This is a genomic window from Anaerotignum faecicola (assembly GCF_003865035.1).
In the GTDB taxonomy this organism is placed as follows: Bacteria; Bacillota; Clostridia; order Lachnospirales; family Anaerotignaceae; genus Anaerotignum_A; species Anaerotignum_A faecicola.
This window is the reverse complement of sequence record NZ_BHVZ01000001.1, coordinates 248,477-265,982: the sequence shown is the minus strand read 5'-3', so window position 1 is coordinate 265,982 and position 17,506 is coordinate 248,477. Positions and strand designations below refer to the sequence as shown.

Below are 17,506 nucleotides of genomic sequence, written 5' to 3'. Positions count from 1 at the left end.
GATGCGGAAAAATAAGCGGCAGGGAGGTGGAGCAGCGTTGAAAGCAGTTGGAATGAGCGACATTGGAAAATGCCGCAAAAATAATGAGGATGCCTATTACATTTCGGCAGGGGAAGACCCTGCGGAAAATTTATATCTGGTTGCCGATGGGATGGGCGGCTGCAACGCGGGAGAAATCGCGAGCAGCTGTGCAATCGAAGGCTTTCTGGAGCATTTCTGGAAGGAAATGAAGCATGCAGAAAATGACGACATGCTGGATTTGATGACAGGTGCGGTGGCAGCTGCAAATCGGACGGTTTATGAAAAATCCAATTCCGACAGAGAGTTTGCGGAAATGGGAACAACCATCGTTGCAGCGGCGGTGCGTGAGGAGAAGCTTTATGTTGCCTATGTGGGGGACAGCAGAGCTTACCTTTTTCGCAAAAAGGAGATGCAGCCCCTCACCACAGACCATTCCTATGTGATGGAGCTGGTGAAGATGGGGAGCATTACGAAGGAGGAAGCGGCAATGCACCCCAAAAGAAACGTGATTACGCGCGCCATTGGGATTCGGGATACCGTGGAGACGGATACGGTGATTCATCCCGTGCAGAAGGGAGACATCGTTTTGCTTTGCACAGATGGGCTTTCCGGTATGCTGAAGGATGAGGAAATGGCGAAGATTCTGAGTAAGCGGATCGCTCTGGACAAAAAAGCGGCAATTCTGGTGGAGGAAGCGAATCGGCAGGGGGGACATGACAACATTTCCCTTATTCTGGTTGAGATATAAGTAGGAGGTTACAAACTGATGTTATTGAATCCGGGTACTGTCCTAAGCGGCAGATACGAAATATTAGAAAAAATCGGTTCCGGCGGCATGGCAGTTGTTTACAGAGGCAGAGACAGAAAGCTGGATCGTTATGTTACGGTGAAGGTTTTGCGGGAGGAATTTGTCGGGGACGAGGAATTTATTGAACGCTTTCGTTCCGAGGCATGCTCCGTTGCAAGATTATCCCATCCGAATATCGTAAGAGCGTATGATGTGGGCGAGGACGGAGATATTAATTATATCGTTAATGAATACATCCACGGGGATACACTGAAGAAGGCAATCAAGGAAAAAGCACCCTTTGATTCCCGTTCTACTATCAATGTGGCAATTCAGATTGCCTCTGCGCTGAGTCAGGCGCATAAGGCGCACATCGTACATAGAGATATCAAGCCCCAGAATATTCTGGTAGGGACAGACGGCGTGGTAAAGGTGACGGATTTTGGTATTGCCAGAGCGGCAACCGCATCCACCATGACAACAACGGCAAATGCGGCGGGCTCTGTGCATTATTTCTCCCCTGAGCAGGCAAGAGGCGGCTATGTGGATGAAAAAAGCGATATCTATTCTCTGGGTATCACGATGTTTGAAATGATTACAGGCGTATTGCCGTTTCAGGGCAACAATTCCGTCAGCATTGCATTGATGCATATCAATGACGAGCTGCCGGATATCCGCCAGTATAACCCGAACTGTACGCGCTCTCTGGAGGGGATCATCCGCAAGGCAACGATGAAAAAGGCAGATGAACGCTATGCAAGCATTGACCTTCTCTTGGCAGACCTGATTCGTGCCAGAGCGGAGCTGAACGGTTCCGCAAAGGAAGAAAAGCCTGCGGAAAAGAAAGCGGCAGCGGTTGGTGCAGCGGCGGCTGGTGCGGCAGGCGTGCGGATGTCCAGAAGGGCAGAGGCGGCAGCCAGACTGCGTGAAGCGCAGGAGAAAACGGAAATGGAAAAGGCGGCACAGGCCGCAGTGGAAACACCGCAGGAAACAAAGCCGGCTGACCCGAAGGAGTTGGAATATATCCGCAGCCACGCGGAGCGTCCACATGCGGAACACAGCTATGCAGAACACGCACATGCGGAGGGACACCATGCAAGCCACCGCCATGCGGCGGAAAACGCAGCTGAGCCGCTTGATGATTTCGCACAGGAGAACCCTGTGGAGGAGGAGGCACATACCCCTCTGGCAGGACTTGAAAAATACGGTAAAAAGCTGAAAATGAAGCATATCTCCAAAGAGGATGATTATGAAAATGAATATGTAAAATCGGAGCCTGTGAAGGCAAGCAGACGACCCGGAAAAATTCGCAGAAACCCCAGAACCGAAGGGGATTTTGATAACGAGCATGACAGAAAGGCAGAACGTAAGGTTGTGATTGCGGCTGTAATTACGGCATTGGTGCTGATTGGTGTGATTTCCGTTGTCGGCATTAAATTTATGGGCGGCGGCTTTGGCGGCTTTATTTCCAGTGATAAGAATATCGAAACCCCCCTGTTCTTAGGGATGGATTACGATGAAGCAGTAAAGGAAGCGGAAAAAATGGGGATTACCCTTGTGCAGGAGGGGGAGGACTACAGCAGCTTCTATGACACAGGCTGTATCATTTATCAATCTGTCAACGAAGGGACGATGATTGGTGAAGGTACCAAAATCGGCGTAAAGGTCAGCCTTGGATTGACAGAGGAGGAAATGCCGAATGTGGTTGGCAAGAGCGAAAATGCGGCAATCGAAGCCATTACCCGTCTGGTTGGGGACGTGGCAGAGATTCGCTATGTGCATGACGCAGATGCAAAGCCCTCTGAGGTTATCAAGCAGGAGCCCGAAGCCGGTGCTTCTATTACGGCAAAGAGCCGCATTATTCTGACCATCAGCAAGGGGGACGAGGATACCAATGTTACCGTACCCAATGTTGTAAATGATACACTGGAGGATGCAAAGGCTTCCCTGACAGCGGTTGGCTTAACGGTCGGGAATGTATCTTATGCGGCAAGCGATAAGGTGGCAGAGGGCAAGGTTATCACGCAGACCGTGGCGGCGAATAAATCCGTACCGAGCGGCAGTGTGGTTAATCTGGTTGTCAGCAGCGGCGCGGATACGCAGGAGAATGAAAACAATAAGCCTTCCTCCAATACCCAGACACAGGGCACAAAATATTTCACAATTAACGCACCCAGCGGCAGCGAAGGCTCTGTTTATGTGCGTGTGGTAAAAGAGGATGCGGACGGAGTATACCCTGTGGTAGACACCTACAGAGATGCCTCCGAATTCCCTTACAGCGTTTCCGTAACGGGTAAGGGCAGTGGTACGGTTACCTGCTATATTGATAATGTGCAGCAGTGGTCGCAGAGTGTAAACTTCTCCGGATGATAAGGATAAAGGTGAATCTATGCTGGAAGGCGTAATTTTAAAGGGAATTGGCGGTTTTTATTATATTGATACGGAACGCGGCGTATACGAATGTCGGGCGAGAGGCATCTTCCGCAAGGAGGGGATTCGCCCGACCGTAGGCGATGCGGTGCGGATTTCTGTTCTGGATGAGGAAAAGAAAAAGGGCAGTCTGGATGAAATTCTGCCCAGAAGGAATGAGCTCATCCGTCCAAGGGTGTCCAATGTGGATCAGGCGGTGATTGTATTTGCGGCAAAAAGCCCGAATATGAATCTGGATTTGCTGGACAGGTTTCTGCTGCTGGCAGAGGAACAGGAGTTGGATATCGTAATTGTTATCAATAAAATCGACAAGGATAAAAAGGAGAATTATCTGGCGGCGGCAGAAATGTATCGGGATGCAGGCTATGCCGTTATCTGCACAAGTGCGGAAAAGGAAATCGGCATTGATGCACTGCGTACTGCTCTGGAAAACAAGATTTCTGTATTCGCAGGACCTTCGGGGGTTGGCAAAAGCAGCTTAATCAATAAAGCCTTCCCCGGACTGGAATTAAATACGGGCGAAATCAGCGAAAAGATACAGCGCGGGAAGCACACCACGCGACATGCAGAGCTGATTCAGATCACAGAGAAAAGCTATATCGTGGATTCTCCGGGGTTTACCTCTCTGTATCTGACGCATATTCCCTCGGAAAAGCTGCAGTATCATTTTCGGGAATTTCTGCCCTTTGTGCATGCATGCTATTACAACGGCTGTGTGCATATCAATGAACCGGATTGTGCCGTAAAGGAGCAGATTGGCAAGGCAATCCATCCGATGAGATATGAGAGATATGTTACGATTTATCATGAACGTAAGGAAGAAGAAGAGAGGAGATTCTAACCCATGAAAACGAAACTTTCCCCCTCCATGCTTTCCATTGATTTTGGCAAGGTAGCGGAGCAATTAAAGCTGGTCGAGGACGCAGGCACGCAGTATATCCATCTGGATGTGATGGATGGGATTTTTGTTCCCAATATTTCCTTTGGGATTCCTGTGATTAAGAGCATCAGAAAGCACAGCAATATGGTTTTTGATGCACATCTGATGATTGTGGAGCCTGAAAAATATGTAGAGGAATTCAGAAAAGCCGGTGCGGATATTATCAACTTCCATGTGGAGGCAACGAAATATCCCGCAGAGGTGATTCAGCAGATTAAGGCAACGGGCGCAAAGGCAGGCATTACCATTAACCCCAGAACGCCTGTTGAGGTGGTATATCCCTTCCTGAAGGATGTGGATATGGTTCTGGTCATGACGGTTGAGCCCGGCTTTGGCGGACAGAAATTCATGGCACAGCATGTTTCTAAAATCAGACAGCTGGCAGAATGGAAAAAGGAGCTGGGTCTGGAGTTCGATATTGAGGTAGACGGCGGCGTGACACTCGATAATGTGCGCGAGGTTCTGGATGCAGGCGCAAACGTGATTGTTGCAGGCTCTGCGGTATTCGGCAAGGAGGATATTGCAGGCGCGGCAAAGGGCTTTCTGGACATTTTTAAGGAGTATGAATAACGATGAAGGTAATTCTTTTTGCGGGAGCGGAAATCAGAGATTACAGCTTTTGTGAGAGCTATATGGATGGCGCAGATGCGGTCATCTGCTGCGATGCAGGGATGCGTCATGCAAAGGCACTGGGCATTGACCCCGATTATATCGTAGGGGATTTTGATTCCACAGCCTCGGAGGTTCTGGAATATTATAAGGCGAAAAATATCCCCATTCGGCAGTTCCCGACCAGAAAAAACGAAACCGACATGGAGCTTGGGATTATTCTGGCACTGGAGCTGGGCGCGACAGACCTTGTGCTGTTCGGCGGTATTGGGGACAGATTTGACCATACGCTTGCCAATGCGCATTATCTGCTTTCTCTTCTGAAAAAGGGCGTGCGTGCGCGTTTGGTGGATGATAAAAACTGTGTAGAGGTGATTGATCAGCACCTGACACTGCATGGCAAGGTGGGGGATTTGGTTTCCACACTGCCCCTTTCCATGGAGGTCACAGGCATTACGCTACAGGGCTTTTCTTATCCCCTGACGGATGCGACACTGACGCTGGATGGCGATTATATTGCGGTCAGCAATGTACTGGCGGAGGAAACCGCAACAATTGATATCAAGAGTGGCTATCTTTATGTGATTCGTTCCAGAGATTAAAACAAAAGAAGAAGCCCCCGACCAAAAACGGTTGGGGGCTTTTTGCACATTTGTAAGGCGGCGTGCATATCAATGATAAGAGGGGGGATTGGAATGCGAAGAAGATGTAACGGCGCGCCCATCAAATGGCTGGGCGGTGTTGTGCTGATTGCCATTGGACTGGGGATGCTTCTTGCATGTCTGATCCCGAAATGCGTTTTTCTGATTGGGATGGGATTTGTCGGGCTGGGGGTATGGCTCATCAGTCAGAACAGAAGATGCTGATTCTTCTATATTTCTATATACGAAAAAAAGCCGTTCTTTTTAAAATCAAAAAGAATGGCTTTTATCATTCGCTTGGAATTAGATTGCGCGTGTAATCTTGTTGGAACGCATACATCTTGTGCAAACGTAAATAGATTTTACATTGCCGTTGTCTTCAACGATTTTAACCTTCTTTACGTTGGGTTTCCATTTTCTATTCGCACGTCTACTTACCTGGGAACGTTCAATACTGATTCTATGACCTGTAATCTGGCCTTTTTCACAAATCGCACATTTAGCCATTGTCTGCACCTCCTTCAACCTCGCCTATGTGACATAACAAAGATATTTTAGCAGAAAAGCAAACGATTTGCAAGGAAAATAAGCAGAAAAAACGGATTTTTTTTCGGGCAGAGGAAGGAATGCGCTTTTCGGAAAAATCTTAAGAAAGTCGTAAGAAATTTGTAAGGAGCGTGTAACCTGCAAAGCGAAAAAGGATGCTATGGTAGAGGAAAGGGAAAAAAGCATAAAAATTATGAATCAGGAGAAGGAGGATGTGGTATGAAAAGGGCGGCTTGTCTGGCATTAGCGATGAGTATGGTAATGGGAACAACGGCATTTGCGGCGGAGCGAAATCCGATTGTTCTGGTAAACAGGCAGGAATTTTTTCTGCAGGACACAGCGATGCAAAAGAACGGAAAATGGCTGTTTTCTGCGGAGGACTTGGCAGAAATGACGGGAAGTCAGATGACGAATCTGGGAGAGAGCCTGCTGTTTACAACGAAAACCGTGGCAGAGGATGCGGAACGGCAGATGGAACGGACGGTTGTTTTGCAGGCGGATGGTATGCTGGATGTAACAGCGAAGGAGAAAGACAGACTGTATTTGGGGTATAAAATCAATCGCGAGAACGGGAAATGCTTTCTGCCTGTACGGGAGTTTGCAAATGAAATGGGATATACTATGACATGGGACAGATTCTTGGGTTCTGATTGGATTTATCTGAAGGAGTTAAGAACGCCAGATGTGACGTTGACGGTGGAATATGATAAAAAAACAAACAGTTTGCAGGGAACGATAAACAATAAAGAGCCGCAGAGCTTTCTGTACGGAAACGCATTTACACTGGAACGGCTGACAGAAAACGGCTGGGAATGCGTGGCAAAGGAAGAACCAAAGACGGGGACAGAGCTTTCGATGCAGCCAACCAGAAGCGAAACAGGCGAAAACGGCATGTCCACAATCGAGAAAAAGACAAAAAGGGGGCTTGCGGCAGGCGTATACCGCATGGGAATTCCATTTTCTTTCACCTATTATTACGGGGGGTATCAAGCATCGGCGGCTAAAGCGGCGCTGCGGAAGAATCCGGATAAAAAAGCGTATGATTTCTATTATGCAACCACTGTAGCCGAGCCGAATTTCTATTTCCGCGGAGATGGTCTCGGCAGCACATACGATGCTGAAATCACGACAAATTATACACTGTATGGTACATTTACTGTGGAATAAGGGGACGAAAGTCCTCTTTTTCTGTTGCAGAAACTATCGCAGAAAGATTGTATTTTGCCCATTTTTGCGGTATGATAAAAGAGGAAACATAGGGAGACCTATAGAAGAAATACAAAGGAGAAACCGAATGTTAGATATTTGTTTACTGGGAACAGGCGGCATGATGCCCATGCCCAGCCGCTTTCTGACAGCCATGCTGGCAAGGCTCAACGGCAGGCTTGCCTTGATTGATTGCGGCGAGGGAACGCAGGTGACCATGAAGATGCTCGGCTGGGGCTTTAAGGCGATAGATGTGATCTGCTTTACGCATTTCCATGCCGACCATATTTCGGGGCTGCCGGGGCTGCTTCTGACGATTGGCAACGCAGGGCGGACAGAACCCCTTACGTTGATTGGCCCTGTCGGCTTACAGCGGATTGTCGAGGGGCTGACCTTGATTGCGCCGGAGCTGCCCTTTCCCATCGAATATATTGAATTGACACAGGATGCACCGAACCCGATACGGGTGGGGGCGTTTGAAATTCATCACTGCCCTGCCGACCACATGGTGAAATGCTTTGCTTACCGCATTGATTTGAAACGCAAGGGAAAATTCGATGTAAAAAAGGCGGAGCAGCTTAAGCTGCCGAAGCCTCTTTGGAATAAGCTGCAAAAGGAAGGCAGTGTGGAGCATGAGGGCAAGACTTATACGGCGGATATGGTAATGGGGGAAAACCGCAAGGGCATTTCCGTAGCATACTGCACAGACAGCAGACCGGTTGACCGTATTACGAAATTCGTGGAGGGCGTACAGCTTTTCATCTGCGAAGGGATGTACGGCGAGGAGGAGAAAAAGCAGAAGGCAAGAGAAAACAAGCACATGCTTTTTTCAGAGGCGGCGCGCATGGCAAAAAATGCAAACGCGGAACGGCTGTGGCTGACGCATTTCAGCCCTTCTCTGAACGAGCCTGAGGCATATTTGCCGGTGGCGCAGGAGATTTTTCCTATGACGGAGCTGGGCGAGGAGCGCAAGTGCATTACCATTGAATTTCCAAAATAAATTCCGAAAGTAAGAAACGGTGGAGAAAAAATCATGGAAGAAAAAAAGGATATTTATATATTAGCCATTGAAAGCTCCTGTGATGAAACAGCGGCGGCAGTGGTGAAAAACGGCAGAGAGGTGCTTTCCAATGTGATTTCCTCTCAGATTGACCTGCATACGCTATACGGCGGCGTTGTGCCGGAAATTGCATCCAGAAAGCATGTCGAAAATATTGACGGTGTCATTAAAAAGGCACTGGCGGACGCAGACATGACACTGGAAGAAATGGATGCCATCGGCGTGACCTACGGTCCCGGACTGGTGGGGGCGCTGTTGGTTGGGCTTGCGGAGGCAAAGGCGATTGCGTATGCGGCAGGAAAGCCTTTGATTGGCGTACACCATATCGAAGGACATATTTGTGCGAACTATATTCAGAATAAGGATTTTGCACCGCCCTATATGGCACTGGTGGTTTCGGGCGGACATTCCCATCTGGTTTATGTTTCCGATTACGGGAAGTATGAAATTATGGGACATACGAGAGACGATGCGGCAGGCGAGGCCTATGATAAGGTTGCGCGCGCGATTGGCATGGGGTATCCCGGAGGTCCGAAGATTGATGCGGCGGCGAAGAAGGGCAACCCCGATGCAGTGAAATTCCCTCGTGTTTTTCTGGAGGAGGACAGCTATGATTTCAGCTTCAGCGGCTTGAAATCGGCGGTACTCAATTATGTGAATAAGCAGAAAATGATGGGGGCAGAAATTGTTCCGGAGGATATTGCGGCAAGCTTTCAGCAATCTGTAGTAGAGGTTCTGGTGAGCAAGACCATCAAAGCGGCAAAGGCGCATGGCGTAAAGAAGATTGCGCTGGCAGGAGGGGTTGCCTCCAACAGTGCCCTGCGGACAAGGATGCAGGAGGCATGCGAAAGGAATGGCTTTTATCTGAGCGTGCCTGCGCCGATTCTCTGTACCGATAATGCGGCGATGATTGGCTGTGCGGCATACTATGAATATATTGCAGGAGTAAGGGATGGTTTGGATTTGAACGCGAACCCCAGCTTGAAGCTAGGGCAAAGATAAAAAAGTGTATACGCAAGGGAGGAACGAAGTATGGCAAGTATTTTAAACAGATACGAAAACATTATGTCCACAAATGTTTGCGGCATGATTGAATTCGCGGAAGACCCTATGAAAATGGCAAGACATTTATCTCACCACATGGAGGATGACCTTTCCAAAACGAAGCGGGAGGGCGCGGAGCTGATTGCAGAGATAGAAAAGCTTGAGGACAACAAATCGGTTCCCAATGCGGAAGCACTTTTGGTTGCGAAAAAGGCAGAGCTGATGAAGCTGCATGAAATACATGAGAAGCTGAATGACCAGATTCAGCAGATTACGGCAATCAGAGCGGCAATTTATGAGGCGGCTCGGAAAAAATAAAAATAGGAAAACAAAAAAGCAGCTGTAGAAAAGGTGGATTACAGCTGCTTTTTCTATGCTTGTTTTTTGATTTTTAGAGCATGCCGCCGTCAAGCGTGATGATTTTGCCCGTCAGGAAGGATGCCTTTTGGTCGGCAAGAAAGACTGCCAATTCCGCCACTTCCTCCGGCTGCCCGAAGCGCATAAGAGGGATTTCATCTGCCAGTGCCTGCCGTTCCTCCTCGCTGAAGCAGGCATTCATTTCCGTATCAATGACACCGCAGGAGATGGCATTGACCCGAATATGGGAGGGCCCAAGCTCCTTCGCCATCGCTTTGGTGAAGGCATTGATGCCGCCCTTAGAGGCGGAATACACAGCCTCGCAGGATGCGCCGACCTCGCCCCACATGGAGGAAATATTGAGAATGACACCATCCTTTTCGGATACCATGGCAGGGACGGCAAGATGGGTGCAGTTCAGCACCGAACCAAGGTTGACATCCAGCACATGGTTCCATTCGGCAGGGGTCATATCCGTAAACAGCCCGATATGGGAAATGCCTGCGTTATTGACCAGAACATCCACCATACCGAAGGTTTCTTCGATTTTTGCGAAAAGCAGCTTGCAGCCTTCATAATCAGAAACATCCGCCAGAACGGCAAGGACGGGAATAGCTTCACTTTCCAGAAGGGACTTCGTTTCCTCCAGCTGCGCCGCACTTTTGGAGGCATTCAGCGCGACATTATAACCGGCGCGCCCGAAGGCAAGCGCAATTGCCCTGCCGATGCCGCGGGAGGAGCCTGTTACCAGAACGGTTTTCTTTTTCAATTCCATAAAAATTCACAGCCTTTTTTCGTATTTTTTCTTATTCTAAAGGAATTCTTAAGAATTGGCAAGAGTGTCTGCGTTGGCTTTTGTCGGAGAATGTGGTATACTTTTCGGGTAAGAGAATGGAATCGGAAAGGATGAAACGATAAATGAACCATGATTTTTTCTACCGCGAATGGAACTGGATTGAGCAGCTTTCTGCGGCGTTCCATGTATTTGCGGCAAATATTAAACCCATATTGAAGGTGCTTTTGATTGTATTCCTGCCTATCAGTATTCTGGAAAGCATCATCAACGGGCGTATGTTGAACGCATATACGGTGTTTCAGCAGATTGCACAGGCGGGCGTAAGCCTATCCAATGAAGCAGACTTTTTTCAGGCGGCCTATCAGGTGCTGTTCCACTCCGGTCTGACGCTTTTGGTCGGTCTGTTTTTGCAGCCTGTCGGGACGATTGCCATTGCAAAGGTGGTAAAGCAGTTTGTGACAAAGCAGGAAATTTCCTTCGGCACTGCGTTGGGCGAAGCCTTTTCCCTGATGCCGACGATTGTGTTTTCGGGGGTTATTTACGGTGTGCTGATTTTCCTGACCAGTTTGATTATTGTGCCCGGAATTTACCTGAGCGTGGCTTGGGTGTTTTATGTGTATGCCATTGGGCTGAGTGACAAAAAGGGCATGGAGCCTATGCGCTACAGCAAAGCGCTGGTGAAGGGCAAATGGTGGAGAACCTTTGGCTATCTGCTGCTGTTGGCTGTGATTGCGATGCTTTGGAATTCTGCATTCCAGCTGAGCTACAGCTTTTTCCCGAATGAAAGAATTGGGAATGCGGTGTATCAGTTTCTGTGTTATTTCTCTGCTGCGTTTGTAACGGTCGGGGAGGCACTGCTGTTTTTAAACAGAGAGGCAGTGACATACGGCATACCGGCAGAGCCTGCGGCGGAGGATGCGCCTGCGGAATCCGTTACAGGGACGGTAGAGGGAGAGCCCACGGAAAACGAAGAAAATAAAGAGTAAAAGGTGCGCCCGGATAAGAAGCCTTGTATTCTGAAATGCTGAAAGCTATTTCATTTCTTCATGTTTTCTTATTGGGACACACCTAAACGCCTGTGTGTGACGGCACATACGGGCGTTTTTTGCTTGCTTTCGGTGAAAAAGAACTAGGAAAATAGTGGCTTTTTTGATATACTCAAAGAGCAGCACAGAGAAACGAAGAATAGAGGTGCAAGTTATGTATAGTGGAAGTGGGAGCTTTCCCGCAGAAGAAATGAAATATTTGAAACTGCTGTCCAATCAGTATAAAAATATCAACAGCGCAGCAACGGAGATTATCAACCTGAAGGCGATTCTGAACCTGCCGAAGGGGACGGAGCATTTTGTTTCCGATATCCATGGTGAGGCGGATTCCTTCAGCCATGTACTCAGAAACGCATCCGGTGTTATCAAGAACCAGATTAGTGCAATCTTTGGGGAGAGCCTGCGCAGCAGTGAGAAAAAATCACTGGCAACACTGATTTATTACCCGGAACAGAAGCTGGAAAAGATGGCTGAAGCAGAGGAGGAAATGGCAGAATGGTATAAAATTACCCTGCACAGACTGGTGAAAATCTGCAAGGTGGTATCCTCGAAATATACCCGTTCTAAGGTGAGAAAGGCACTGCCGAAGGAATTTGCCTATATCATCGAGGAGCTGCTGCACGAAAACAGCGCCAGCGTGGATAAGGATATGTATTATACGGAAATTATACATACCATTATTGACCTTGGGCAGGCAGACCGCTTTATCGTTGCGATGTGCAATCTGATTCAGCGGCTTGCGATTGACCAGCTGCATGTTATCGGGGATATTTATGACAGAGGCCCCCATGCGGCAAGAATTATGGATATTCTGGCGCATTATCATTCTGTGGATATCCAGTGGGGCAACCACGATATCGCATGGATGGGCGCGGCGGCAGGCTGTCAGGCCTTAATCTGCAATGTGCTGCGTATTCAGACCAGATATGCAAATTTGGATACGATAGAGGAGGATTATGGCATTAACCTTCTGCCGCTGGCAACCTTTGCGATGGACAAATACGCCGGCGACCCCTGTGAGCAGTTCAAGCCCAAGGGGGATGAGGTGCTGAGCGATAAGGACTTCAACATGATTGCCAAAATGCACAAGGCAATTTCCATCATGCAGTGGAAGATGGAGGGACAGATTATCAAACGCCGCCCCGAATTCCGCATGGAAAACAGATTGCTGCTGGATAAGATTGATTTTGAAAAAGGAACCGTGCTTGTAGATGGCGTGGAATATCCCATGAATGATATGAATTTCCCGACGATTGACCCCAAAGACCCCTATAAGCTGACGGAAGAAGAACAGGAGGTTATGGATAAGGTGAAATCCTCCTTTGTGAACAGCGAAAAGCTGCAGCAGCATGTGCGCGTGCTGTATCATAAGGGGAGCATGTATACCATTTTCAACTCTAACCTGCTGTTCCATGGCGGCATTCCCATGAATGCAGACGGGACACTCAAGGAAGTGACCTTCCGTGGGAAAAAATACATCGGCATGGAATATCTGGACGCAGTAGAGAGAACTATGCGCGAGGGTTATTTCAATAAGGCACATACCGAGGCAAAAAGAGAATGTATGGACTACATCTGGTATATGTGGTGCGGCGAGGATTCTCCCCTGTTCGGCAAGAAGAAAATGACAACCTTCGAGCGATATTTTATTGATGATAAGACAACGCATAAGGAAGAAAAGAATCCTTATTATACCCTTAGAAATGAGGAATCTGTCTGTGAGCATGTTCTGGAGGCCTTCGGCTTAGATCCGAAAAGCTCTCATATCGTGAATGGACACGTTCCCGTTAAGGTGGTAAAGGGAGAGAGCCCCATCAAGGCAAATGGCAGATTGTTCGTAATCGACGGCGGGTTTTCCAAGGCATATCAGAAGGAAACGGGGATTGCAGGCTATACGCTGATTTACAATTCCCATGGCATGGTTCTGGTATCTCATGAGCCCTTCGTATCCACGGACAGAGCCATTGCGGAGGAAAAGGATATTCTTTCCTCTACGGTTGCGCTCCAATATACACAGGACAGAATCCGTGTGAAGGATACGGATATCGGGAAAAAGCTACAGGAAAGTATTGCAGAGCTGGAAAAGCTGCTTTACGCATATCAGAACGGTATCATTAAGGAGCAGCAATAAAAGCTGAAATTGAGCAGGAAAAAGCCCTTGCGAGAGAAAAACCTCGTAAGGGCTGCTTTTTTGCTTATTTTTTATTTTTCTTTGGGGAAGCAGGGACTTTTCGGGCAGCAGCCTTACCTGCCAGATACCCGCTTGCCCATGCCCATTGCAGGTTATAGCCACCGCAGTCCCCATCTATATCGAGCACCTCGCCTGCGGCAAAAAGACCGGGCATCAGGAGGCTTTCCATGGTATGAGGGTTGAATTCCTCTGTGCGGATACCGCCTGCCGTTACCTGCGCGGCATCAAAGCCCATCGTGCCGACAACGGAAAGGGAAAAATCCTGTATGGCATGCGCGATTCTCTTGATATCAGAGGGCCTGAGGGAGGAAATGGGTTCGGTGAAGCCAAAGCCTGCGTAGCGCAGAAGGGTGCGCCCCAAGCGGTTATGCAAAATGCCTGTCAGGAAATTTTCCATAGACTGATGGGGCATTGCTTTTTTGCGGCTTTGCAGGAGGGAAACCACCTCCTCATGACTGAGATGACGCAGGAGATTCAAATGCACCGTCAGTGGTGCCTTTCCTGTGGAAATGATACGGGAGATTTCAAAAACAGTCGGGCCGCTGATGCCGAAGTCCGTAAACTGGATTTCGCCTGCATTTTCCGCAAGGATTTTGCCGTTTCGCTCCACGAGGACAGAGCCATCTGCACGCACGCCCTTGAGTGCCTTCACGAAGGTGGTATCGGTTTTTACCTGCACCAGCGCAGGGAACAGCTTGGTAATGGTATGCCCTTGACTTTTCAGAAGGTCATAGCCGCTTTGTGTGCCGCCAAGCTTGCCGCCTGCCATGCCGCCACAGCAGATGATAACGGCATCGGCGTGGAGGGTTTCCTCCTTGGAAAGCACCTGAAAGCCGCCCTTTTTGCCGCGCTTCAGTGCCGTGACCTCGAAGGAGGTGCGTATCCCTACGCCCATTTCCTCCAGAGCAAGCCGCAGCACATCTACCACACTGCCTGCTTGATCGGAAAGGGGATAAACCTTGCCGCTTGGCTCTACGGTGGTAATCAGCCCGAGAGATTGGAAAAATGCAAGCGTTTTTTGGGTATCAAAGGCCTGCAGGGCAGTCTGTGCGAATACCGCGTTTTGCCCGTGGTAATTTTTCATTGTCAGCTTTGTGTTGGAGAGATTACAGCGCCCGTTGCCTGTTGCGAGAAGCTTGCGCCCAACGCGCGCCTGTCGTTCCAGAATACAAACCTCTGCACCCTCTTTTCTTGCGGAAAGCGCCGCCATCATGCCGGAGGCACCACCGCCGATAATAAGAACCTTCATTGTGTCACCTTTCTATTTTATGGGAATTGATTTCGATTGATATATCTGTTTATTATAAGTGGTTTTTAGGCGGAATGCAAATGAAGCGACGAATTTGAAACGTTGTAGCAGGGCATAGATTGTGGTATACTTATATGATAAGTTGGTCATAGAATAGAACTATGATAGGAATTTAATATAAATGGAGTTAAAAAGATGAACGAAAAAGCATTGCATACGTTAGAATATGACAAAATTATAGAAAAGCTGGTGGGTTATGCGGTTTCCCCGATGGCAAAGGAACGTGCCGCGGCACTGCGCCCTTCTGCTGCCATGAGTGATATTATCATTTGGCAGGAGGAAACAACGGAAGCGACCACCATGGTACTGAAAAAGGGGACACCTTCCTTCGGCGGCTTTCGGGAAATCCGTCCGCAGCTAAAGCGGGCCTCTATGGCAGGGATTCTTTCCATCGCGGAGCTGATGTCGGTGGGGGAATTTGCGTATGTCTGCCGCAAGGTAAAAAATTATGCCAGAAAAGAAAACAAGGATGAGGTCTATGCCCGTCTGGATGAATATTTTGATTTGATTACCCCTCTGGATAAGCTGGAAAATGAAATCAGCCGCTGTATTCTTTCGGAAACGGAGGTTGCGGATGATGCCAGCGCAGGACTGCGGAGTGTCCGTCGGGAGATTAAGGCCTCCAATGAAAGAGTGAAGGATCATCTGAATGGGGTTATCAATTCCTCGGCATACCGCAATATGCTGCAGGATTTTGTGATTACCATTCGTAATGACAGATACTGTGTCCCCGTTAAGGCGGAATACAGAAGCTCCTTCCCCGGCATGATTCACGATCAATCCAACACAGGCTCTACGCTGTTTATGGAGCCGTTGAGCGTGATTCAGCTGAACAATAAAATTAAGGAGCTGCAGGCGAAGGAAAAGGAAGAAATCGAAAAGATTCTGATTGCCCTTTCGGATATGGTGACGGCAAATGCGTTTGCGATTGAGGGAAATCTGGAACTGCTGACACAGCTTGATTTTATTTTTGCAAAGGCAAATCTTTCCCTTGCCATGGACGGGACACAGCCCCTGTTTAATACAAAAGGCTATATCAATATCCACAAGGGCAGACATCCTCTGCTTGACCCGAAAAAGGTTGTGCCGACGGATATTTATTTGGGAAAGGATTTTACTACGCTGATGATTACAGGTCCGAACACCGGCGGCAAAACGGTTGCCCTGAAAACCTTGGGGCTGTTTACGCTGATGGGGCAGGCAGGACTGCATATTCCTGCATTTGATAATTCGCAGCTGGCGGTGTTTGATAATGTGTTCGCGAGCATCGGGGATGAGCAGAGCATTGAGCAGAGTCTGAGTACCTTTTCGGCACACATGACGAATATCGTGAAAATTATGGACGAGGTGACGGATGACTCTCTGGTGCTGTTCGATGAGCTTGGCGCGGGGACAGACCCGACGGAGGGCGCAGCCTTGGCGGTTGCCATCATACAAGCCCTTCTGGACAGAAAAATCCGTACCGCAGTGACCACGCATTATAGCGAATTGAAGGTATTTGCGCTGACGACAGAGGGTGTGGAAAATGCCTGCTGCGAATTTGATGTGGAAACGCTCCGTCCGACCTATCGCCTGCTGATTGGGATTCCCGGAAAAAGTAATGCGTTTGCGATTTCCAAGCGACTGGGCTTGCAGGAATATATTCTTTCTGCGGCGAAGGAATTTATCAGTCGGGATGAGGCAAGATTTGAGGATGTGATTACCGATCTGGAAATCAGCAAGAAATCCGTCAAATTTGAACAGGAGCGCGCAGAGGAATACCGCAGAGAGGCGGAGGAGCTGAAAAAAGAGGTCGAGCGGCAGAAGGAAAAGACGAGAGAGCAGAAGGAAAAAATTCTTGCCAAGGCGAGAGAGGACGCAAAGCAGCTTTATGTGCAGGCGAAGGAGGAAGCCGACCGTATCATCAAGGAGATGAATAAGCAGGCGAAGGAGGCAAACAATCGCACGAAGGCGCTGGAGCAGAGACAAAAGCTGAATGAAAAGCTTTCCTCCATGCAGCAGGATTTCCTGAAATCGAAAAAGGTAAAGCCGAACCATAAGGCACCCGAAAATCTGAAGCCGGGCGACAGAGTGTATGTGATTTCCTTTGACCAGAACGGCGAGGTGCTGACTGCGCCCGATAAGAATAAAGAGGTTATGGTGCAGATGGGGATTATGAAAATGAAGGTGCCGATGGCGGAGCTGATGCTTGACGATACCCCCAGACCGAAGGAAAAACAGAAAAGACAGCAGCCGACAAAGGCAAAATTCTCCAAGAGCCAGTTTATTTCGGCGGAGATTGACTGCCGTGGACAGCTTGTGGATGAGGCGATTGCCAATATTGATAAATATATTGATGATGCGTATTTATCCGGACTGAAGCAGGTTGTGATTATCCATGGGAAGGGCACAGGCGCACTGCGCGCAGGGGTGCAGAATTATCTGAAAATGAATTCTCATGTAAAAAGCTACAGACCCGGTACCTTCGGCGAAGGCGAAGCCGGTGTTACGGTGGTGGAATTAAAATAAAAGGCGGATTTCTGA

Annotated in this window: 16 protein-coding genes; 13 read left to right on the top strand and 3 right to left on the bottom strand. The window is 48.6% G+C overall.

Features of this window, described 5'->3' with window-relative positions:
• The first annotated feature begins 1 nt into the window (after nt 1).
• The 6 genes from EJE48_RS01210 (at nt 2) to EJE48_RS12220 (ending at nt 5,653) form a co-directional block, all read left to right on the top strand.
• On the top strand, nt 2-769 hold the full coding sequence (locus tag EJE48_RS01210) for a Stp1/IreP family PP2C-type Ser/Thr phosphatase (protein WP_160117292.1): 768 nt from the start codon (nt 2-4) through the stop codon (nt 767-769).
• A gap of 18 nt (nt 770-787) precedes the next feature.
• Nucleotides 788-3,178, top strand: coding sequence for a protein kinase domain-containing protein (locus EJE48_RS01205; RefSeq protein ID WP_118581714.1), 2,391 nt, complete (start codon nt 788-790; stop codon nt 3,176-3,178).
• A 19-nt stretch (nt 3,179-3,197) separates the two neighbouring features.
• Nucleotides 3,198-4,079, top strand: a complete 882-nt coding sequence (gene rsgA, locus EJE48_RS01200; RefSeq protein ID WP_016407177.1) for a ribosome small subunit-dependent GTPase A — start codon at nt 3,198-3,200, stop codon at nt 4,077-4,079.
• Between the two features lie 3 nt (nt 4,080-4,082).
• Nucleotides 4,083-4,748, top strand: a complete 666-nt coding sequence (gene rpe / locus EJE48_RS01195; protein WP_016407176.1) for a ribulose-phosphate 3-epimerase — start codon at nt 4,083-4,085, stop codon at nt 4,746-4,748.
• Nucleotides 4,749-4,750: 2 nt separating this feature from the next.
• Nucleotides 4,751-5,389 carry a thiamine diphosphokinase gene (locus EJE48_RS01190; RefSeq protein WP_118581711.1) on the top strand — a complete coding sequence of 213 codons (639 nt, stop codon included), beginning with the start codon at nt 4,751-4,753 and terminating at the stop codon, nt 5,387-5,389.
• A gap of 93 nt (nt 5,390-5,482) precedes the next feature.
• Complete coding sequence (locus EJE48_RS12220; RefSeq protein WP_016407174.1) at nt 5,483-5,653, top strand: hypothetical protein; 171 nt, start codon at nt 5,483-5,485, stop codon at nt 5,651-5,653.
• A gap of 78 nt (nt 5,654-5,731) precedes the next feature.
• Here EJE48_RS12220 and rpmB read toward each other — a convergent pair whose 3' ends face one another.
• Complete coding sequence (gene rpmB, locus EJE48_RS01185; protein ID WP_016407173.1) at nt 5,732-5,935, bottom strand: 50S ribosomal protein L28; 204 nt, start codon at nt 5,933-5,935, stop codon at nt 5,732-5,734.
• Nucleotides 5,936-6,193: 258 nt separating this feature from the next.
• Here rpmB and EJE48_RS01180 point away from each other — a divergent pair, with 258 nt between their 5' ends.
• The 4 genes from EJE48_RS01180 to EJE48_RS01165 all read left to right on the top strand — a co-directional run bounded on the left by EJE48_RS01180 (nt 6,194) and on the right by EJE48_RS01165 (nt 9,602).
• On the top strand, nt 6,194-7,141 hold the full coding sequence (locus tag EJE48_RS01180; RefSeq protein ID WP_118581708.1) for an immunoglobulin-like domain-containing protein: 948 nt from the start codon (nt 6,194-6,196) through the stop codon (nt 7,139-7,141).
• A 127-nt stretch (nt 7,142-7,268) separates the two neighbouring features.
• Nucleotides 7,269-8,180, top strand: coding sequence for a ribonuclease Z (locus EJE48_RS01175; protein ID WP_118581705.1), 912 nt, complete (start codon nt 7,269-7,271; stop codon nt 8,178-8,180).
• 33 nt (nt 8,181-8,213) lie between these two features.
• A complete protein-coding gene (tsaD, locus tag EJE48_RS01170) occupies nt 8,214-9,242 on the top strand; it encodes a tRNA (adenosine(37)-N6)-threonylcarbamoyltransferase complex transferase subunit TsaD (protein ID WP_124984217.1) in 1,029 nt (342 codons plus the stop codon).
• 30 nt (nt 9,243-9,272) lie between these two features.
• Entirely contained in the window at nt 9,273-9,602 is a 330-nt protein-coding gene (locus EJE48_RS01165; protein WP_016407169.1) for a pspA/IM30 family protein, read from the top strand.
• A 73-nt stretch (nt 9,603-9,675) separates the two neighbouring features.
• On the opposite strand, the gene ymfI is transcribed toward EJE48_RS01165, so the two are convergent.
• Nucleotides 9,676-10,410 carry an elongation factor P 5-aminopentanone reductase gene (ymfI, locus tag EJE48_RS01160; RefSeq protein WP_118581767.1) on the bottom strand — a complete coding sequence of 245 codons (735 nt, stop codon included), beginning with the start codon at nt 10,408-10,410 and terminating at the stop codon, nt 9,676-9,678.
• Nucleotides 10,411-10,559: 149 nt separating this feature from the next.
• On the opposite strand from ymfI, the gene EJE48_RS01155 reads away from it, so the two are divergent.
• Both EJE48_RS01155 and EJE48_RS01150 read left to right on the top strand, forming a co-directional pair.
• Complete coding sequence (locus tag EJE48_RS01155; protein WP_016407167.1) at nt 10,560-11,423, top strand: hypothetical protein; 864 nt, start codon at nt 10,560-10,562, stop codon at nt 11,421-11,423.
• Between the two features lie 250 nt (nt 11,424-11,673).
• On the top strand, nt 11,674-13,614 hold the full coding sequence (locus EJE48_RS01150; protein WP_243107938.1) for a fructose-1,6-bisphosphatase: 1,941 nt from the start codon (nt 11,674-11,676) through the stop codon (nt 13,612-13,614).
• A gap of 64 nt (nt 13,615-13,678) precedes the next feature.
• Here the strand turns inward: EJE48_RS01150 and EJE48_RS01145 are convergent, their stop codons facing one another.
• A complete protein-coding gene (locus EJE48_RS01145) occupies nt 13,679-14,923 on the bottom strand; it encodes a BaiN/RdsA family NAD(P)/FAD-dependent oxidoreductase (protein WP_118581697.1) in 1,245 nt (414 codons plus the stop codon).
• 195 nt (nt 14,924-15,118) lie between these two features.
• Here EJE48_RS01145 and EJE48_RS01140 point away from each other — a divergent pair, with 195 nt between their 5' ends.
• Nucleotides 15,119-17,491, top strand: a complete 2,373-nt coding sequence (locus EJE48_RS01140; protein WP_118581694.1) for an endonuclease MutS2 — start codon at nt 15,119-15,121, stop codon at nt 17,489-17,491.
• The last annotated feature ends 15 nt before the right edge of the window (nt 17,492-17,506 follow it).